Genomic DNA, 19,584 nt, shown 5'->3' with positions numbered 1-19,584 from the left:
CCTCGTCAATAGTCTCGCAGCACGTCCACGTCGAACAGTCCCTGCATGGGCTTGTCCAGGATGGACCATTTGGCCGTCATCTCGATCCGGTTGTAGCGGGTGGAGATGACGTTCCACATCACGTAGTTGCGCCACATCCAGAGACCTTTTTCGGGGATCATGTCGCGCGAATCGTCGATGACACGCCACAAATTACCCTTCTGGTCGTACATTTCCTGGTACTGGGCGTACCAGAATTCCTTGTCGATGTAGATGCGGCGCTTGCCGTAGATGTAGTTCCCGGTCTTGTCCGTCACTTCCAGCACCCAGACCGGCCGCAGTTCGAGGTCGATCACGTCGATCTCGCAGGGGTTGGTCGGCGACTGGGCGGGATTGTAGGCGTGCCCGGTCTCGGGCTGGGCCAGGATCAGCTTCTCGCCCACGATCTCGAAGTCGAAGGCCTGCACGTCCGGCTTCATCCATGTCTGGCGCCATTCGTCCCAGGTCGCCTCGAAGCCGGCGGCCATGGGATCCTGACTGTCCGAACCCGCCAGGATGCGGGTGCGCTTCAGGCTCGGCACGAAGGCGCGGAAGTCGTCGGGCTTGTCGGCGGCGGCGAAGCGCCGGCGCGACGCCGCGAGGCCGGCGACGTCATAGGGTTCGAGGAAGATTACCGACCCCGCCTCGATCACGTCGTCCTCGCCCGCGATGGAACCCTTGGGTTCCACATCGACGCGGCCGTGCATCTTCTGCCACCAGAGGTGCAACTTGTACGAGCGATCGACCTTGTTGCTGGGCAGGCAGGCGTCGAGCGCCAGGGGTTCGAATTCCAGATTCTCGTTGGCGATGCCATGCGCGAGGAACGCCCAATAAAGCTCGATCCCCGATTTCGGCTTGGTGAACGGCAGGGCCGGGCTGTCGATCAGGGCGAAACCGCCCTTGCTGTCGATCAGCTCGCCGTCCGCGTTCACCGAGAAGGTCTCGCCCGCCGCGATCGCCTCCTTGGTGGCGGCCAGCCGATTGGCGCTCAGGGTATAGGGCGTGGTCGGCACGATCCGGATCTTCTTCCAGCCGAACCAGTCGGCCGACATCAGCCGGTCGTAGCTGGGGGCCGGCAGATAGTCCTTCAGCCAGGGGTAGTTGCCGGCCGTCTCGCGGGTGATTTCCAGCCCGGGCTTCAGATCGGCCGGCACGTTCGACTGCGCGACGATCGAACGCGCGGAGTATCCCCGGAAGGCTTCCCAGTCCTCCGCCAGCTTGACCGCCCCCGGCTTGTCCAGCAGTTCGGCGAATTTGGCGTGACCCTCGAAGCCGGTCTGGGCGGCGAGCGCCTTCCATTCGTCGACCCATTCCGCCGCGGAGGCGGATCCGCCCGCCGCCGTCGCGCCGAGCACGAGCATGGCGATGCCACCTGCGATATCCTTAACGTTTCTAGGCATTTTTTCCTCCCTGGTCCTAGAATTGATAGGTGAGCGAGAATTCGACGATGTCGGCGTCGTCGATGAAGCCGAACGGGCCGACGCCATTCCGCGCGTTCACGTGGATGTATTCGAGCCGGGGCCGGATCGAATCGCCGAAATAGTTGAAATCGATGCGCTGCCGGTAGGCGAAGCCGCTGTTGTTGATGTCGTAGGCGGCCAGGCCCTCGAAGACGAGCTGCTCGTTGTCCACCTGCATGTTCCAGAAGCCGGTGACGAACATGTGGTTGGCGTGGACCGGTGTCTGCGCGTAGGGCGCCTGATACATGAGGTTGGCGGAATCGAAGGTGTGGAAGTTGAAGAACTGGAAGCTCGTGAAGATCGACTTGCGCTGGCTGTCCCAGAACGGAACCCACAGCGGGAAATCGAATCCGACCATGACGGCGAGCTGGTCGCGGTAGGTGATCGCGTCCTCGGGCGGGACGACCAGGGCGGCCGAGCCTTCGGCGACGCCCCATTGCGTCGGCACGGCACTGCGGTTGAAGGGCTTGTCGAATTCGTAGCTCGCCTCGAGGCGCAGCACCGGGTTGACCTGCTTGCCGCCGAAGCGCAGTTCCTTGAGATCGCGGGTCAGGCTGAAGCCGACCAGTTTCTGGCGGTAGCGATAGTCGAGATTGAAGTCGAAATTGACCGAACAGCCCTCGACCACCGCCAGATTGGTGCAGGCGAAGGGCGTGATCTGGTTGATCGGTCCGATCAGCGGCAGATCGAGGTCGCCGATCGGGCCGAGCAGGCCGTTCAGGGCATTGGTCAGGCGGAGCTGGTCGATATACATGCCCGGCCCATGGGTGATGAAGGTCGAGGTCGGCACGTCCAGCGGTACCTGCAGCAGGGCCTGGTCGGGATCGTTGTAATTGGTGCCGACCAGCAGCGTGCCGCCCTGCAGGGTGACCACGGGCAGATCCTGCCAGCCGTAGAAGCCGCTGAAGGCGATTTCGGCACCGAGCGCGTTGAACTTGAAGCGCCCCGCGATTTCACCTTCCTCCCAGCTCCATTCGTCCGGCTTCAGGTCGTGGAGATTGGCGCCGATATAGGGCAGGCCCCGACCCGACACGGGATCGTCGAGGTAGGGATAGGGAAAGCCGAAGACGCCGCCGTCCGTCTGATCGGACGGCGTCGGGTTGTTGACGATGAATTCGCTGGTCCGGACCTGTGGGAAATAGAGGATCTCGAAGGACGGCTTGGAGATGCCGATGGCCTCGAACGGCCCGCCGATGCCGAGGCGGGCGAGATCGACGTCGAGGGCGACGCCGGTCTGGGGAATGCGCAGCTCGTCCGAATTCGACAGGGCGAAGCGCGAGCGGAAATCCTGCGGATTGAGGATGTCGAGCAGGCGCAACCCGTCCGATTGCCCCCAGCCGCGCACGAAACTGCCCGCCTTCAGCGCGACAGACCGGTCGTCGGAGCGATAGGTGACCGAAAGCTCGCGGATGATGTCGTCGAGGTCGGTGTACCAGCGGATGTCCTTGGCGTCGCTGCCGAAGGGAATGTCGCCGGAATAGGTATTGCCGCCCTGGTTCAGGCGGTAACCGAACTGATCGCGGAAGTTGGGCGAATCGTAGTTCTGGATGCCGCGATCCACCAGGTTGCCCTTGAGATAGGGGTACCAGTCGGCCCGCATCCAGAGGTCCGCCGTGACCTGGAGATTGCGGTTGATCCTGAGGGCCGCCGCGATTTCGGCGATGAAGTTGGCGGGGCCCCAGGTCGGCCCGCCCTCCTGGTCGAGGGTCGCCGAAATACCCTGCTTCACGCGGCCCCAATAGCTGAAGTCCGCGACCAGGGCGAGTCCGCCGGCGGCCGTGATGCCGCCGAAGACGCCGCCCAGGATGGTGCCGGCGAACAATGCCCGTCGCCAGTCGTTCTTGGTCTTGCCGATCATGTTGCCCCCCAGCCCTTTCCGTCCTGGTGTCGTGTCGCCGCTTTCCGGCTTGTGTAATTCAATGGGTTCTATTCGGCGCCTTCGCCGAGGGCCGCCTCGCGGCCGCGAAGCACGGGACGGCCGTGTCCCTGGCGCAATGCCGCGGGACGGAACAGCAGGACGACGCAGGGCACGAAGATCAGCGCCGCCATCATGTTGAAGAACAGCACCACGGCGTGGAGGACGCCCATCTCGGCCTGGAACTTCAGCGCGGAAAAGAAGGCCCAGGGCATGACCGGGGCAATCATGGTGATCGCGGTGATCATGACCGCGTTGCCGGCCATGCGCAGCGACTCGCGCACCGCCTCCTCATAGCTGTGGCCCTCGGCCAGCGCCTCCTTCACCCGGTGCAGGATGTAGATGCCGTAGTCGACGCCGAGCCCGACGCCGAGTGCCGCGAGCGGCAGGGTGTTGATGTTGAGACCGATCCCCATCAGCCACATGAAGGTGTCGGTCAGATAGGTCGAGGTCAGGAGGGCGCAGCACAGCACGGCGGCGACGGTGACCGATCGAAAGGCGATCAGCACGCTCGCCATGATGAAGGCGACGATGGCGATCAGGATGATGTCCTTGGTGTCCTTGATCTCGTCGTTGATCGCCTCGGCGATGCCGACCTGGCCGCCGGCGGCGAGCAGTTTCGCCCCGTTCGGCAGGGGATCCATGCGTGCGATGAAATCCCGCGCGGTCGAGGTCGCGACATCGACGGTGGCGCCGGTCTTGTCGTCCAGGGGGATGGCCATATTGCCGATCTCCCACTGGTCGTTGGTGATCGCCGAGAAGTCGCCCGGCTCGCCCCGCGAGCTCAGCAGATAGATGTTGAAGCCCACTTCTTCCGGCGAATTGGGGATGAAGGCATAGGACGGGTCGCCCTCGTAGAGAACCTTGTTCACGGCCTTGATCATGGGCACGAGGCTGAGGCCCATGCGCGCCTGCGGCACGCGCCGCCAGACATGGCGGTCCAGTTCCTCGAGACCGCGATAGACGGCCGGCTCCACCATGGTCTTGGGCGGGCCGTCGACATAGACGTACATGGTATCGGTGCCGACCGCGGCGAAACGGCCGTTGATCACGGCATTGTCCTGGTTGTAACGCGCATCGGGCCACAGGATCGGGCTGCCGATGGCATCGCCGATGACGACTTTCTGCGCGCCGAAGTAGCCGGCGCCGAGAAGCCCGACGGTGACGGCCAGAACCACGGCCGGATAGCGGTCGAAGCGCGCGAAGCGCCACATGGTCTCGGCCCAGGTGGTGCGGGCGCGGAACTTGCGCGGGCGCGGCATCAGGCACAGCACGGCCGCCGTCAGCATCAGGGCGGGGGCGATCGCCAGCAGCCAGGCGCCGCAGATGATGCCGAGGATCTGGAGAGTCGGAATGCCGATCAGCAGAAGCACGAAGAAGCCGCCGGCCGCCGCCACGATGGCGGTCAGGCTGGGTACGAAGACCTGGGCCAGGCCGCCCGCGACCGCCTCCTGCATCGCCATGCCGGTCTGCAGGCGCTCGAACACGCGCGACATGAACTGCACGCAGTGGGACAGCACGATGGCGAAGACGAAGACCGGCAGGATGATCAGCAGCGGATCGAGATTGTAACCGACCAGGGCCATGGCGCCGGTGCCCCAGACCGTGCCGATGGCGGCGGTCAGCATGGGCACCAGGACGCCCATCCAAGACCGGAAATAGAACCAGAGAATGAGACCGGAGAAGACGAGCGAGACGGCGATCAGGCCGATCGTCGCATTCAGGTTCTGGTCGATCGTGCCGAGAAGAACGGGCCGCCCGACCATGCGCACGACGATGCCGGCACCGGCTTCCTTGGCGCCGATCTCCTCGATGAAGGAAACGAGGGCGGCATAGTCGGTGTCGTCGGCGAAATCGGCCACCACCATGGCGGCGCGCTCGTCGTCGGAGACCAGGGTGCCCCGATACTGCGCCTTCACGGCCGCCTCGAAGGCGGTCCACTGCGCCTCGGTGGAAGGCAGGTTAGGCCAGGCGATCGCATTGATGTCGATGCGGCCGGCGGACCCGACCACCGCCTTGGTCTTGCGCAGGGTCAGCGCCTGCACCAGCGGGCGGTTGACCGTCGGATAGTAGTAGATCTGATCGGCGATGCGCTTGTACGCCTCGAGATACGCCTCGCTGTAGATCGAGCCCTTGGTGTTCTCGACCATGATCAGCGTGGTGTTGGCGCCGCCGAACTGGGCACCGAAGCGGCCGATCAGCTGAACGTTCTGGTGCTGCACCGGCAGCATCGCCTCGAGCACGACCTTCAGCGAGAGCTGGGTGAAGGAGGCATGGGCGAGAATGGCGGTGACGATGAACATCGAGACGACGACCCAGAGGGCGCGCCGCGTGACGAGACGGGCGATCCGCTGCGCGATCATTGGTCGATCTCCTGCTGGGTGGCGGGCGTCGCGGCGGGCTTGCGACCGACCGGCCCGAATGCCCCCTGATGGGCCGCGGCACGGAGGATCGTGCCGTATTGCCCGACACCGAAGGCCGTGCCGTCGCCCCGCGCGAGAACGCCGCCGATCCAGCTGTGGTCCGCGTCGAAACCGGCGCCGACGGCGGCCGGCGAGAGGTGTTCGGCGGTACCGTCCAGGATTACACCCTGTCCGGCGACCAGGGCGCGGCCGTCCGGCCCGATCGAGACGGCGAGGAGATGTTTCTCCATGCCGGTGGCGACCGGGGCAAGGCCGATGCCGCCGTCGGCCGCGATCGTGACGGTCAGCAGGGTTCCGTTCAGGCCGACCGCCAGGCCCCGGTCGCCGCGCATGGCGATGTCGGTCAGCGTCGGAAACTCGCGGTAGCTCGCCACATTCCAGGTGGCGCCGCCGTCGAGGGTCCGCGCGACGACGCCGAACTCGCCGACGGTGATCGCGCGCCGCGCGTCCAGCACGGCGACGCCGCTGAGGCGCGGCAGATCGCGGCCGGTATAGTCGGCCAGCGCCTGGCGCTGCCAGCGCCGGCCGCCGTCGGTCGTGCGCAGGATGGTGCCCTCGTGGCCCACGACCCACCCGGTGGCGGCATCGGCGAAGGCGAGCGCGCGCAGATAGAGCCCGGGCTCGCGATGCAATTCCTGCCAGGACGCGCCGTGGTCGGTGGAACCGAATACGCCCCCCTGATGGCCCACGGTGAAGGCGGCGCCCCCGTCCATCGCCACCACGCGGCGCAGGAGTTCCGGAACGTCGAAATCGCTGCGGCGCCAGGTCTCGCCGCCGTCGGCCGAAATCTTGACGGCACCGTGATAGCCGACGGCGACGAGGTTGCGGTCGTCGAAGGCCGCGACGCCGAAGAGGTCGTCGGGAAATTCGCGCAGAGCGGTCGCCCGCGCCGCCGACGGCACGCCGGCGAGCATGAGGCCGGCGCCCGCCGCAGCGACGGCACAGAATGCGCGCCGCGACGGCGTCGCGTGGCCCGCGCATGATGAATGATTGAGACGGTAGCCGCCGCTCATGGGCCCGATCCTCCCCGGATTGCCTTATTCGTTCCCGGCAGTATTCGAGGGCGGAATGGGGTGAACCCCGACAAATTGGTTGGGGTCTCGGCTGATCCCATTATCTTATGGTGGGCTACCAAACAAAAAGGGGCGCGCGCTCGGCGGGAAGGCGAGCGCGGCACACACCCGGAGCTACCGGTTGGGGGAAATGCCTGTGGCCAAGAACGAGAACGGACTCTGGCGCAACAGAATCATCCAGACGAAACTGAACGCGCCCATCGCTGACAAGCGGCTGTTGCGCCGCGCGCATCTCTACGAGGGCTTTCTGGAGACGCGGACCCCGCTTTCGCTGATGACGGTGGTCGCCGCCGCCGGCTCGGGCAAGTCGACGACCATGGCCCACATCCATCAGCATTTCGCGGAGAACGGGACGCGGACCGCCTGGCTCACGGTCGACGCGGAAGACGACGAGCCGTCGGCCTTCGCCACCTATCTGATCGGCACGCTGCAAAGGGCCATGCCCGGTTTCGGCGAGCGCGAGGCGGAAGTGCTTCGCGGCAACATGGCGCGCGACATGCGCGACATCTTCGCCTCGGTGCTCGGGGAGATGTCGGAATGCGCCAAGCCGACGGCGCTGTTCCTCGATGATTTCCATCACATCACCCATCCGATGGTGATCGAATTCATGGACAGGCTGATCGCCAATCATCCGCCGTGCCTGAAGCTGGTCATCGCCAGCCGGCTGCAGCCGCCGCTGTCGATCACCAAGCGGCGGCTGGACGGCACCCTGCTCGAGATCGGCCAGCAGGAACTGCGGTTTTCCCATACCGAAGCGTTCGAACTCTTGAACACGGCCAATGCCCTCGACCTGTCGTCGTCGGAAATCGCCGAACTGAACACGACGACCGAGGGCTGGGCGACCGGCCTGCAGCTCGCGGCGCTGGCGCTCAGCCGGGGCCGGGGCTCCACGCGCGACCTGATCCACGGCTTCTCCGGCAAGGACCGCGACCTCGCCGCCTATCTGGTCGAACGGGTGATGCGGCTCCAGCCCGAGGCGACGAAGAAATTCCTGCTGCGCACGGCACCGCTCAGCCGCATGTCACCCGAATTGTGCCAGGAGGTCTCGGGACATCCGCAGAGCGGCGAGATGATGGCTCTGCTGGAACGCTCCAGCATGTTCATCATCCCCCTCGACCGGGAGGGGCGGTGGTTCCGCTATCATCACCTCTTCGCCGACTTCCTGGTCGCCATGCTGAAGCGGGACGAGCCCGGCAGCTTCGAGACCATCTGCGTCAAGGCCGCCAACTGGTGCGAGCACAACGGCCATCTGACCGAGGCGATCCAGTATTTCCTCCAGGCCGGCCATTTCTCCGAGGCGGCGCGCCTGATCGTCACCCATGCGCCGCGCGTCGCCCAGCATTACGGCGACCATCAGACCGTGCTGGCCTGGATGCGGGCCCTGCCGCCGGCCTTCGCCCGCAACCACCCCGTCATCGCCCTCAATCACGCCTGGTCCCTGACCTTCTCGCGCGAATGCAATCGCGCCGTCTCGGTGGTCGAGGAGGTGGAGGCCCTGATCAATTCCGACGATCCCAACGTGGAGCTGGACGGACGCAGCCGCGAACAGCTGCTCTGGACGGCGGAGGTGACCAAGTGGATCGCGAAGGTCTGCGGTGACCGGCCCGATTACTCGGCGGCCGGATCGCGCGCCATCAGGGCGACGCTGCCCGACAGCGAGCCCTTCCTGATCGCCTCGATCTCGAACTGCATGGCCTATTCCTATCTGACCGATCTGACCCTCGACAAGGCGTTGCAGGCGGCGGCGGACGCCTATCTGCACGGCAGTCGGGCGGAGGCGGTCTATGCCACGGTCTGGGCCGATTTCCTGGGCGGCTGCACGGCGGCCGAACAGGGGCGCCTGGGCACCGCCGCCGACCTCGCGCGCCGCGCCGAGGCGAGCGCGCGCGACCATGTCGATCAGGAAACCTATTTCGGCGCCCTGGCGGCACTCGTCAGCGCCGAGGTGCATGTCCAGCGCTGCGAATTCGACCGGGTCGCCGACTCGCTTCAGGTAACCTCCAGCTTCACCAACCTGTTCGGCCCGATGGAGCCCCTGCTGCGTGCCTATCGCAACGAGGCGCGCATGCATGCCTTCACGGGCGATCTGGTGCGGGCCCGGCGAACGCTTCAGAACGGTCAGGACATCGCCATCTCGACCGAACAGCCGCGCCTCTTCGTCGCCCTCGCGACGGAGGAGGCGAGCCTCCAGCTCACGGCGGGCGACGTCACCGGCGCGGTCGAGACCGTGGTGCGGACCAAGCTGAGCAGCCGGGAACACCCCCTGATGCGCGGCGATCAGCGCCGCAACTGGCGCGAACCGATCAAGATCCTGGAAGGCCGCATTGCCGTCGCCGAGGGCCGGACCGACCACGCGCTGCAGATCTTGACACCGTTGACCATGACCCTGGCGTCCGAGCATCGCGACAATCGCCTGTGCCTGGTGCGCGGCATCCGTGCCCTGGCCCTGTGGAAGGCCGGGCGCTACGCCGACGCGGCGCGGGAACTGGACAAGGCGCTGGCCCTCGCCGCGCCCGAGGAAATGGCCTATCCGCTGGTCGCCGTCGGCGCCGGATTGATCCCCGTCCTCGACGAGATCATCGAAAGCCGGACCCAGGCCGCGGCCGTCGGCCAGATCAGCATCGGTTTCGAAAGCCGCCTGCGCCGCCTGCTCGCCGGCAAGCCGGCGGCGCCCGGGGCCGAAGCCTCGGCCCTGCCCGAGGCGGCGGCGATCGACAATCTGACGTCGCGCGAGATCGAGATCCTGCGCCATGTCGGCGCCGGCCACGACAACCGCCAGTTGGCCAAGATCCTGCTCGTCTCCGAGCCGACGGTGAAATGGCATTTGCACAATATTTACAGCAAGTTCGGCGTCCGCAACCGGACCGCGGCGGTGGCCAAGGCCAAGGCGATGTCACTGATTTAGGGCCACCGCCCCATCAAAAGATCGGCGTTTCTTCCGGGCCCGGACATCATCCTCCCCATACAGAGAAATACGAGGGAGGCATGTCATGTCGGGAGAGAGCCCGCGTCATCCGATGGACCATTTTCCGGTTCGGCCGCTTGAATTCGATGTCGACGGTCTGGCCGGCAAGGACCCGGTTTGGAGCCGTTCCTGCCCGGAATTCGCGATGTTCCTCAACGCGCTCGGCATCCATGTGCCCTATTTCGAGCGCTATCTGATCCGGGTCTTGAACAGGGCCAAGGCTTCGGTCGACGATCCCGAACTGCGCGAGGCGATGTCGGGCATCATCGGTCAGGAGGCCCATCACGCGAAGAACTTCATCGCCTACAACAGGTTCCTGGCCGCCACCTATCCCCGGGCGGCGGATTTCGACGCCGAGGCGCGCGACTTCTTCATCGAGCATCTGAAGACGGATTCGCCGCGCCGCCAGGCCGCCTTCACCGCCGGCTACGAGACTTTCACCTTCCTCGCCGGCATGGTCGTGCTGGACAATTACGACAGATGGTTCTCGGATTCCGATCCGACCATCAAGGCCATGTGGGTCTGGCACCAGGTCGAGGAGGTCGAGCACGGCGCGGTCGCCTTCGACGTCTACAAGAAGCTCTACGGTAAGCACGAGTGGTACCGCAAATACATGGTGCTGGTCGCCCTGAAGCACATCGCGGGCGAGACCCTGCGCGCCTATTTCCACATGGCCAGGCAGAGCGGCTATCTGCGCAATCCGTGGCGGGCCTGGAAGTCGACGAAGTTCGTGGTCGGCACGCTGCTGCGGATGCTGTGGCTGGCCAAGCCGGTCATGTCCAGGCGCTATCACCCGCGCAACCATCCGCTGGTCACCGACCGGCAGAACCCGATCGCGGTCGCCTGGCGCAAGTTCGAGGGCGACGGCGGCGACGTCCTCGCCATCGACCGCGAGAAGATGGACCTCATCCTGCGGACCAACTGACGGCGGAAACAATGACCTTCGAGATCCACCATGCGCTCGCCTTCCACGCCGGCGCGGCCCCGGACACCGTTGCCGCCGAAACCGACGCCGGCATCTGGCACTACGGCACGCTGTGGCAGAGCGCCCGGCGCTTCGCCGACAGTCTGGCGGCCAGCGGCTATCGTCCCGGCGACCGCATCGCCGTCCTTTCCAAGAACCGGGCGGAGATCCTCGTCCTCCTCTTCGGCGCCGCCATGGCGGGGGCCGTGCTGGTGCCATTGAACCACCGGCTGGCGGCGCCGGAACTCGACTGGATCGTGAAGGACAGCCATGCCGCCATGGTCTTCTTCGAGGAGGAATTCCGGCCGAAGCTGGGCGACTGGCCGTGCATCCCGATCGAAAGCCTGACGGCGGGCGAGATCGGCTCCTGGCCGGCGCCGCCCGCGCGGATCGCGGAACAGGACGAAGCGCCCGGCGCCTATCTCCAGATCTATACGTCGGGCACCACGGGCCGGCCGAAGGGCGTCGTCCTGACCAGGGCCAACGCGCTGGCGCAGCAGGCGGCGGTCTCCGCGTCCCTCGGTGTGCGCGTCGCCCCCGGCGAGCGGCTCTATCAATGCCTGCCGCTGTTCCATGTCGGCGGCGTCTTCGTCACCCTGTTCGGCCTCTACAACGGCGCGACGCTGGTGCTGCGGCGGGATTTCTCACCCCAGGACGCGTTGGAGCAGATGTCGGGCCCGGGCCCCGTTCACGCCGTGATGGTCCCCACCATGATCCAGGCCTGCGCCGCGACGCCCCTGCCCGCGGGCCGGGATTTTTCCGGCCTGCGCAGCCTGCTGTTCGGCGCCTCGCCGATCTCGCCCGACCTGTTGCAGCGCGCGGCCCGGCGCTTCGGCTGCGACCTCGGCCAGATCTACGGCATGACCGAGACCCACAGCGTCATCTCGACCCTCAATCCCGAGGATTATCGTAAGGCCTTCGCGGCCGGCCGAAGCGAACTCCTGTCGGCGGCGGGCCGTCCGGTCGCGGGCACGGACCTGCGCATCGTCGATGCCGAGGGCGCGGTCCTGCCGGCGGGCGAGGTGGGCGAGATCGTGGTGCGCAGCGGCCATGTCATGGCCGGTTACTGGCGCCGACCCGACGACACGGCGGACAGTCTTCGCGACGGCTTCCTGCACACGGGCGACGCCGGCCGTCTCGACGCCGACGGCTATCTCTATGTCGTCGACCGCATCAAGGACATCATCGTCTCCGGCGGCGAGAACGTCTCGTCGCTCGATGTCGAAAGCGTCATCGCCGAACACCCGATGGTGGCCGAGGTGGCGGTCGTCGGCGTGCCCCATCCCCATTGGGGCGAGTCGGTCCAGGCGATCGTCGTGCCACGCATCGGCACGGAACCGGACGCAGACGACATCCTGGACTTCTGCCGCGAGCGTCTGGCCGGCTTCAAGATGCCCCGGGGTATCGACTTCGTGGCCGCCCTGCCGCGCAACGGGGCCGGCAAGGTCCTGAAACGCCAATTGCGCGAGCCCTATTGGCAAGGTCGGGAGCGTCGCGTCGGCTGATCCAGCCGGGCATCCCTGCTCGGCCTTCCTCGGGCGCGGGGTGAATCGGGGTTCCGGCGATCGCCTCGGCGAAATCCCGATTGCCCACCGTCATCGCCGGGGTCCCGTCGGCGAGGCGGCGGGCACCCTCGATCAGCCTGATCGGGCCGAAGCAACCCGGTCGCCCGGCGCGCACGGCCGCGCCGGGCCTGAATCACGATCGCGATGATATCGTCACGCTCCGCCGTCACCGGACGGGGTTGGCGCACGGTCTTTCCGACCATCCCGCCGGCCTCGGGGCGCCGGCGGCGGCTTCCTGCTATGGATACGGCTGGGCGAGATGATGGTGGAGGGTTCGGACGAACGTTCGAATTCGCCGCCCGGAGCGCAAGCGCGCGACCGGCCGCAGGGCCGCCCTCGCGGAGACGTCGAGCAACGCGGGACTGTCGTGAGCGACGAGGAAGTGGCGGAGAGGGTGTCCGCTTTGTATTTGTCTGCATTAGTCCGCATAAATATATTTTTTACTATGCGTGCCAAGCACTTACGAACTATTTTTGTCTGCACCGGCCTTGAACTGTCTGCGTGTTTATGCCAAAATTCGGCAATAGAACGACAATACAGGTGCAGACATGGCATACGAACGCAAGACGACCGACAACCGCTTGAAGCCGCTTCAAGTGAAGAACGAAATGCGCCCCGGCTTCTACAGCGACGGCGGCGGGCTGTACCTGCAAATCGGCCCGACCGGCACAAAGTCATGGGTCTTCAAGTACACCATACGCGGCAAGCGGCGCGGCATGGGCTTAGGCCCGGTCAATCTGGCCGACTTCGGCAAGCAAGGCCGCCACACGCCGCAATGGGGCGACGTGACCTTGACTTGGGGAAGCATGACGCTTGCCGAAGCCCGCACCGAAGCGGCGAAGCTGGCCGCGTTGGTTCGTTCCGGCATTGACCCGCTAGAAGCAAAGGAAGCCGAACGCCGCGCGAAGCTGGAAGCGCAAGCCGAACACGACCGCCGCAAGACCTTCAAGGAATGCGCCGAAATCGTCATAGCGCAGAAGTCCGACGAACTGCGGAACGCCAAGGCTATCGCGCAATGGCAATCAACGCTTGAAACATACGCTTACCCGTTCTTGAACGATGGCCGGAAGATCGACGAACTAACCCGGCACGACGTAGCAAAGGCGCTTGAACCCATTTGGCAGACGAAACGCGAAACAGCGTCGCGCCTTCGCGGGCGTATCGAAGCCGTTTTTACCTATGCGCGCAACGAAGATGCCTACAAGGGCGACAACCCCGCGTCGCTGACCTTCGTTCAGCACGCACTAGGCAAGCAAAAGAAAGACGCGAAGGAAAAGCAACCGGCGTTGCCGCACAAGCAAACGGGCGCGTTCATGGCCGAACTTCGCAAGCGCGAAGGCATATCGGCGCGGGCGCTGGAATTCGCCATTCTGACCGCCGCACGGTCGGGCGAAGTTCGCGGCGCAACATGGGACGAACTGCACGACCTTGACGGCCCTTCGCCCACATGGGTTGTTCCAGCCAGCCGCATGAAGGCCAAGCGGGAACACGTCGTAACCCTGTCAGACGACGCCGTGAAGCTGATAAAGGCACTGCCCCGCATTGTGGGCAACAATCTACTGTTCCCGGCCCCGCGCGGCGGCGAACTGTCCGACATGACCTTGACGCAGCTTATGCGCCGTATGCACGAAGACGAAACGAAGGCCGGGCGCATCGGTTGGATTGACCCGAAATCAGGCCGCGTTGCCGTCGTGCATGGCTTCCGGTCGGCGTTCCGCGATTGGTACAACGACGAAGGTTACAAGCACGGCCACACGCGCGAAGCCGCCGAAATCGCACTTGCCCACACGGTAGGAAGCGCCGTCGAACAGGCGTACAGCCGTTCCGACATGCGCGAAGCCCGGCGCGCAATGATGCAGGATTGGGCGAACTACTGCGGACAAGTAGCCGCAAGCAACGTCGTTGCGATGAAGAAGGGGGTTGCGTAATGGCAAAGCTTCCTTTCGGATTTGACCCGAAACAGCCGTATTTGCATGACGACGGCTTGCACGACGGCAGCACCGAAGCCGCAGCGTGGGCGATGCTTGAAGACGTGCAAACGCACTTGGAAAAAGGCGAACCACTGCCGCCCGAACTGGCAAGCTGGCTTGGACTGGCTATCGAATTCAGCAAGCCGAATCGCGAACTTGGCCGGGCCGGTAACAGCGCCGAATTCTTGCAGCGGCTTGGATTGAACAAGCGTCGCGGCGAAAACAGCCCGTATAGCCGTCAGTTCAAGGCGCATTGGCAAAGTAGGCTTTGGCACCTTGGCACGTACAACGAAGCCGGGTTGAAGCCGGAACAAATCGTTATGGCAGTAAAAGCCGAAATGACCGCCGAAGGTTACGAAGAAGAACGCCAGCCGAACCGCGAAACGCTGCAAGACTGGCTATCGGAAGCCTTGACCGGCAGCAAACGCGCCCGGTAGCAACCGCCACGCCACCCCATGCCGCGAAATAGACGGGTATCGCGGCATACCCAATCCGCGCCCGTCCCTAAAGTGTCCCTCACATGCAGACACATGCAAATTCGTGAGGACACAAACAATGCTTGCACTTCTGAGACAGCCCGACGTTTCAAAGAAATTCGGCGCTGCAAGACCGACCATTTACGAATGGATGGCCGAAGGTCTTTTTCCACGCCCTTTGAAACTTGGCCCCAAGTTCGCCGCATGGCCGGAACACGAATGCAACGCCGTGTTGACCGCGCGCATTCAAGGCAAATCAAAAGACGAAATCCGCGCGCTTGTCGTTGAACTGACCGAAGCCAGACAGCGCCTTTCCGTCGAATCTACGGACTAAGGGGGCGGCGCAATGTTCATCAAAGTAACCGACGCAGCAACCGGCAAGCCCGTAATGCTGAATAGCGGCAGCGTTGCCGAATTCAAATACAGCGACACGCCCAACGGCGGCACCTTCGCATTCTTCATCGGCGGGCATTGTGCCCACATTAAGGAACCGTTGCCGGAAATCGAAAGGGCATTGCACTACGCGGGCCAGTTCGAAGCCCTGCCGCCGCCCGTCGATATTGACCATACGCGCAAGCAGCTAGCCGAAGCCATCGAAGCGAAGGCCCAAGCCGACGCCGACGAAGCCGCCCGATTGCGTGGCGAATGGCCGAAATCGCAGGCATAGCGGAGACATGTTCCGCTTGAAACAACGTATTTATAAGCACTTGGCGAACTTTGGCGTAGCTATTGCCGTTGTATTGCCGAATTGACCAGAAGAACGAACGAATGGCACACGAAAGCAACCAGCCGTATGACCTAGTTGAAGAAATCCGCAAGGACATATTCAACAACTCGCCCCGCCCGATTTGGGAAGCGTCCCTAGTCGCTGCGCTGGCGCTTGTCGCCGGAATTGTGGGCAGAACCTACCACGTCAACGGCATGGGGCTGAACGTGTACTTGCTGTTGCTGGCTGGCACTGGCACCGGCAAGGACAGCATGAGCGGCGCAATCGTTCGACTGCTTGAAGAAGTCCGCAAGATCGTACCCGCCGCAAACTTCTTCGGCCCTAGGCCAGTAAGCGCAGCGGCATTCTTCAAGGCACTTGCCGCGAACCCCTGCTTTGTAAGCCATCAAGGCGAAGCATGGAACCTGATTCAACAGCTTTGCAGCCCGAAGGCCGACCCGAATTCGAAAGCACTTCTTGCCACACTACTTGACGCATACAGCAAAACCGGGCCGAACGGGAAAATTCCGATGATTGCCTATTCGGACAACGCAAAGAACATCGAAGTACCGAAAGGCGCGGCATTCACGCTGCTTGGCGATAGCACGCCTTCGGAGTTTCGCAGATCGTTTGACGAACGCCACGTACTTTCGGGATTCATTACACGCATGAGCGTTGTTGAATATACCGGCGAAGTTCCGCCGCTGAACCTGAACCGCTATACCGACCCGGCGTTGATTGCAAACCTTGCAACGCTATGTGCCCACACTTTGACGCTTAGCAGCCGGAACGAATTTCAGCCCGTCCTATTGGACGACGGCGCGCAAAGACAATTCAAGTACGCCGAAGAATTCCACCTTGAACAAATGAATTCGAAGCTGATTCCCGAAGTTGAAAAGGCGCTTTGGTCGCGACGCAACGAAAAAGCCTATCGACTCGCCGCACTGGTTGCGATTGGCTGCAACCCATACGCGCCGGTTATCAATGAACACCAAGCTGCATGGGCGCTTGATTTCGAAGAAGCGAACACGTTACGGCTTATCAACGCATTTGAAGAAGGCGAAGTAGGCGAACAAGCAACGTCGGAAACAACGCAACAAATGCGCGTTAGGACAGTGATTAAAGATTGGTTTTCGAAGCCTTGGGCCGAACTGCAACGCTACAAGGTCGGCATTGAAGCAATGCGCGCAAACGGCGTCGTTCCGTATAGCTACATATCAAAACGTTTGACAAGCGATGCCGCATTTAAGAACGCAAAACTTGGCGCAACGGCAACGCTAAAAAAGACCATCAAAGAACTGTTCGATTGTGGCGAGTTGCAACGTGTTTCACCGAAAGATGCGCATGACAAATTCAACACGACTTCGGAATGTTACGCACCGACGAACTATGACGAATTTACAGGCGAAGGCAAACACGAAGTTAAGTCGTTTTTCTGATCGTTTCTAAGTGCTTTCTAACTGCTAAGTTGTTGTTTTACAAGGTTTCTATGATTTCTAACTTTCTAACTGAAATAAGGTATATAGCACCTATAAACAAGCCGAACCCGGCCTTAGTTAGAAATGTTAGAAATTAGAAAATGTAGTTAAAAGCTAGTAGTGACAAGGGTTTGCGGATTTTGGTTACTTTCAGAATTCAGTTAGACAGTTTAGATAGGGGTTAATGACATGAACAACGAAATGAAAGACGAACGAATCACCGAAACTGATAGGCAACTTTTGCTAGGCGGGCTTATCGCTGCCGCAATCAACATTCAGTTTATGGAAGGTCGGCACAACATCGAAAACGCTTCGCAGATGATTGCCGAAGCATCGAAGGCAATTAAGCGCATGTTGCGGGCGGTTGAGTGTGGGCACCCTATCGCATACGTGCAAAAGCAATCGAAGCAAAAGAAACAAGGAACAGCGAAATGAACATTTTTAGCCGTAGCGAACGAATCGAAAAGATTATTGAACAACTGCCGGAAACATACGGCGACGACTTGGCCGAAATCAAGAAGCGCGTTGCGCGCTGCGTCGTTCGCAAGTACCCGTTCAAGCCGCTGCCGCAAGCGCATTTTTACGAAGCGGTTAAAGAAGCCTTGCGCCGTTACTTCCCGTATGACGAAGGAACCTTGCTGCGTCTGGCCGATGAATTCGCGCAAGACAACATCGTGATTGCCGAAATGATGCGATTGCAGGAATGCGACCTTCGCACCATGACGGACTTTTCGCCGCAAGAACTTATCGAATCGTTGCTTGAAGGCGTTGAACGAATCATTGAAGACGATGGCGACGAATACCGACAAGCGCGCAAGGAAGCACGAACCAAACGCATACGCGAAGAACTGCGGAAGGACGACAGCAAAACCGTAATGTTCGCCGCACAACTGATTCACAAGTACATGGGCTGGAAGTTTTGAGGAAAGCATGATGGAAAACGGTAATTTTCTGATCGACGAAGACGACGATACGCCAGCGGGCAAAGGCCCTTTGTGCGATACCCCCCGTAAGTCTTACAGGTCGCACCGGGCAAAGCTGCAAACGGTCACGGACTGCGCACACGAAGCGGCGCGCTTGTATCGCGAAGCCCGCGCCGGAAAAATCAAAGTCGAAGATGCGTCGCGCTTGGGCAATCTGCTGTCGATTGTTTCGCGAATGCTTGGTGATTCGGAGATTGAAAAACGAATCGAAGCACTCGAACAAAAAGGTTGGCATTGAAATGCGAATTTTCAAAAGTCGATTGAAGAAACTTGAAGCGAAGTTGCAGCCGCCGCGCTTGCAGCTTCGCCAGCTTGAATATCCGGCAGACGCGACAGGAAGCCCGCAGGGCGATTTTTGGGCCGGGCTGGTAGATGGGCCTAGCCTGATCGACAGAAACGCCCTACAGCGCGAAATAGGCCCCTTGGCGGCGATGCTTGCGCCCCGCGTAGTGCTGTACCCGTCATTCGGCAGTGAATCCGACTGGGAAACAGCCGCCGCGCGCCAACAGGCCGAACTAAAGGCCGTCGCAAGGTCGCGTACCAACGAACCAGCAGCCGAAGTGAAGCCCGATATTGTGGGCACCTTCGACGACATGGAAGCACCCCGGCCCGCAGGCGAAAAAGGCCGAAGGTTTGTCGAACTCGCAGATGGAAGAACTTTCGACACCGAAACGCGGCAGTACGTCGATGAAGACGGCAAACCCATTGCGAAGGCTGGCGGCTTGTCCGTCGAATGGAAACAGTAAGGGGGCGAATGACGGCGAAACGTTCAGGCGTCGAAGCATTCCGCTTCGTGCATCAAACCTTTGCAAAGGACAACATCATGAACCAAACACCCAACACCGTAGCGCCGTCGTACCCAAATTCGTTGGTACAAACCGAACAAGCCGCGTCGTTCTTGTCGCTGGCTGGCACCGAAACGGGCCGAAAAGCCCTATTGTCTGACCCGGAAAAGGTCGATAGTCACGCCGCAACCGACGTAATTAACGCGCAAATCGCGTTGCGCGATGGCGTCGAAACTATCGGCAAGCTGTTGAAAGACGAAACACGAAACACCGTACAAAAGCACGAAGCGGCGGGCGTAGTTGCCGCGCGTACCGTGGAAGTTTTGGAAAAGACCAAGGCGAAGATTGAAGAACGGGCGAACTATCTACTTATGGCCGGACAGGAAGACGCGCAAGCAACGTTCCGACTTGACCCGACCCGCCGTTTCGTGCATGAACATATCCTTGCCCACATGGCAAACCTTGCCAGCAAGCCGGACGGCACTATCAAGCTTCGGCAGATTGTCGAAGAAGACGGCGAAGCCGCCGCAGTGTTCGCCAATACGAAGCCGTACCTTCTAAACATGAACAGCGAGAATCACCGCAACTTGCAGTTCAAGGCGATTGAACGGCACGCGCCCGACGCATGGGCCAAGATGCAAGCGGGCGTTACCTTGATGGATGTTCCGGCGAAGTTCGCCAAGACCATTTCGGCAGTTCGAAACAGCTTCTACAACCCCACACTTGCCGCGAAGGCTTCGACCCGCGTTCAGCTTTAACCGAACCCAAGTGCCATTGGGGACTTTTGCCCGGCCTAGTGCCGG

The 19,584-nt window shown here is 62.3% G+C and carries 17 protein-coding genes; 13 read left to right on the top strand and 4 right to left on the bottom strand.

What is annotated here, in order from left to right; all coding sequences use genetic code 11:
* Window positions 1-5: 5 nt before the first annotated feature.
* From L2U69_RS15230 to L2U69_RS15215, 4 genes are all read right to left on the bottom strand, one after another.
* Window positions 6-1,418, bottom strand: coding sequence for an outer membrane lipoprotein-sorting protein (locus tag L2U69_RS15230; protein WP_236107973.1), 1,413 nt, complete (start codon window positions 1,416-1,418; stop codon window positions 6-8).
* Window positions 1,419-1,434: 16 nt separating this feature from the next.
* Window positions 1,435-3,336 carry a hypothetical protein gene (locus L2U69_RS15225; protein ID WP_236107972.1) on the bottom strand — a complete coding sequence of 634 codons (1,902 nt, stop codon included), beginning with the start codon at window positions 3,334-3,336 and terminating at the stop codon, window positions 1,435-1,437.
* 68 nt (window positions 3,337-3,404) lie between these two features.
* Window positions 3,405-5,756: an efflux RND transporter permease subunit gene (locus L2U69_RS15220; protein WP_236107971.1), complete on the bottom strand. Its 2,352-nt coding sequence runs from the start codon at window positions 5,754-5,756 to the stop codon at window positions 3,405-3,407.
* Window positions 5,753-6,829 (bottom strand): WD40/YVTN/BNR-like repeat-containing protein, encoded by a 1,077-nt coding sequence (locus L2U69_RS15215; protein WP_236107970.1) that lies wholly within the window; start codon window positions 6,827-6,829, stop codon window positions 5,753-5,755. The genes L2U69_RS15220 and L2U69_RS15215 overlap by 4 nt, the downstream gene beginning before the upstream one ends.
* Before the next feature lie 196 nt (window positions 6,830-7,025).
* Here L2U69_RS15215 and L2U69_RS19290 point away from each other — a divergent pair, with 196 nt between their 5' ends.
* The 13 genes from L2U69_RS19290 (at window position 7,026) to L2U69_RS15150 (ending at window position 19,539) form a co-directional block, all read left to right on the top strand.
* Window positions 7,026-9,794, top strand: a complete 2,769-nt coding sequence (locus L2U69_RS19290; RefSeq protein ID WP_236107969.1) for a LuxR C-terminal-related transcriptional regulator — start codon at window positions 7,026-7,028, stop codon at window positions 9,792-9,794.
* An 85-nt stretch (window positions 9,795-9,879) separates the two neighbouring features.
* A complete protein-coding gene (locus L2U69_RS15205) occupies window positions 9,880-10,779 on the top strand; it encodes a metal-dependent hydrolase (protein WP_236107968.1) in 900 nt (299 codons plus the stop codon).
* 11 nt (window positions 10,780-10,790) lie between these two features.
* The gene (locus L2U69_RS15200) at window positions 10,791-12,323 is read left to right on the top strand and encodes an AMP-binding protein (RefSeq protein WP_236107967.1); all 1,533 of its coding nucleotides are present in this window, start codon (window positions 10,791-10,793) and stop codon (window positions 12,321-12,323) included.
* 608 nt (window positions 12,324-12,931) lie between these two features.
* Window positions 12,932-14,311 carry a tyrosine-type recombinase/integrase gene (locus tag L2U69_RS15195; RefSeq protein WP_236107966.1) on the top strand — a complete coding sequence of 460 codons (1,380 nt, stop codon included), beginning with the start codon at window positions 12,932-12,934 and terminating at the stop codon, window positions 14,309-14,311.
* A complete protein-coding gene (locus L2U69_RS15190; RefSeq protein ID WP_236107965.1) occupies window positions 14,311-14,790 on the top strand; it encodes a hypothetical protein in 480 nt (159 codons plus the stop codon). The genes L2U69_RS15195 and L2U69_RS15190 overlap by 1 nt, the downstream gene beginning before the upstream one ends.
* 118 nt (window positions 14,791-14,908) lie before the next feature.
* Window positions 14,909-15,163: a helix-turn-helix transcriptional regulator gene (locus tag L2U69_RS15185; protein WP_236107964.1), complete on the top strand. Its 255-nt coding sequence runs from the start codon at window positions 14,909-14,911 to the stop codon at window positions 15,161-15,163.
* Between the two features lie 12 nt (window positions 15,164-15,175).
* The gene (locus L2U69_RS15180; protein WP_236107963.1) at window positions 15,176-15,496 is read left to right on the top strand and encodes a hypothetical protein; all 321 of its coding nucleotides are present in this window, start codon (window positions 15,176-15,178) and stop codon (window positions 15,494-15,496) included.
* Window positions 15,497-15,597: 101 nt separating this feature from the next.
* Window positions 15,598-16,974, top strand: coding sequence for a hypothetical protein (locus L2U69_RS15175; RefSeq protein ID WP_236107962.1), 1,377 nt, complete (start codon window positions 15,598-15,600; stop codon window positions 16,972-16,974).
* Window positions 16,975-17,202: 228 nt separating this feature from the next.
* Window positions 17,203-17,448 (top strand): hypothetical protein, encoded by a 246-nt coding sequence (locus L2U69_RS15170; protein ID WP_236107961.1) that lies wholly within the window; start codon window positions 17,203-17,205, stop codon window positions 17,446-17,448.
* Complete coding sequence (locus tag L2U69_RS15165; RefSeq protein WP_236107960.1) at window positions 17,445-17,936, top strand: hypothetical protein; 492 nt, start codon at window positions 17,445-17,447, stop codon at window positions 17,934-17,936. Before L2U69_RS15170 ends, L2U69_RS15165 begins: the two co-directional genes overlap by 4 nt.
* Window positions 17,937-17,946: 10 nt before the next feature.
* Window positions 17,947-18,234: a hypothetical protein gene (locus tag L2U69_RS15160; RefSeq protein ID WP_236107959.1), complete on the top strand. Its 288-nt coding sequence runs from the start codon at window positions 17,947-17,949 to the stop codon at window positions 18,232-18,234.
* Entirely contained in the window at window positions 18,191-18,742 is a 552-nt protein-coding gene (locus tag L2U69_RS15155; RefSeq protein WP_236107958.1) for a hypothetical protein, read from the top strand. The genes L2U69_RS15160 and L2U69_RS15155 overlap by 44 nt, the downstream gene beginning before the upstream one ends.
* Before the next feature lie 8 nt (window positions 18,743-18,750).
* A complete protein-coding gene (locus L2U69_RS15150; RefSeq protein ID WP_236107957.1) occupies window positions 18,751-19,539 on the top strand; it encodes a hypothetical protein in 789 nt (262 codons plus the stop codon).
* Window positions 19,540-19,584: the final 45 nt, after the last annotated feature.

The sequence above is a fragment of the Zavarzinia marina genome (assembly GCF_021568905.1).
Lineage (GTDB): Bacteria > Pseudomonadota > Alphaproteobacteria > Zavarziniales > Zavarziniaceae > Zavarzinia > Zavarzinia marina.
Note: the sequence above shows the minus strand (reverse complement) of the source record. Positions and strands in the feature narration are given on the sequence as shown.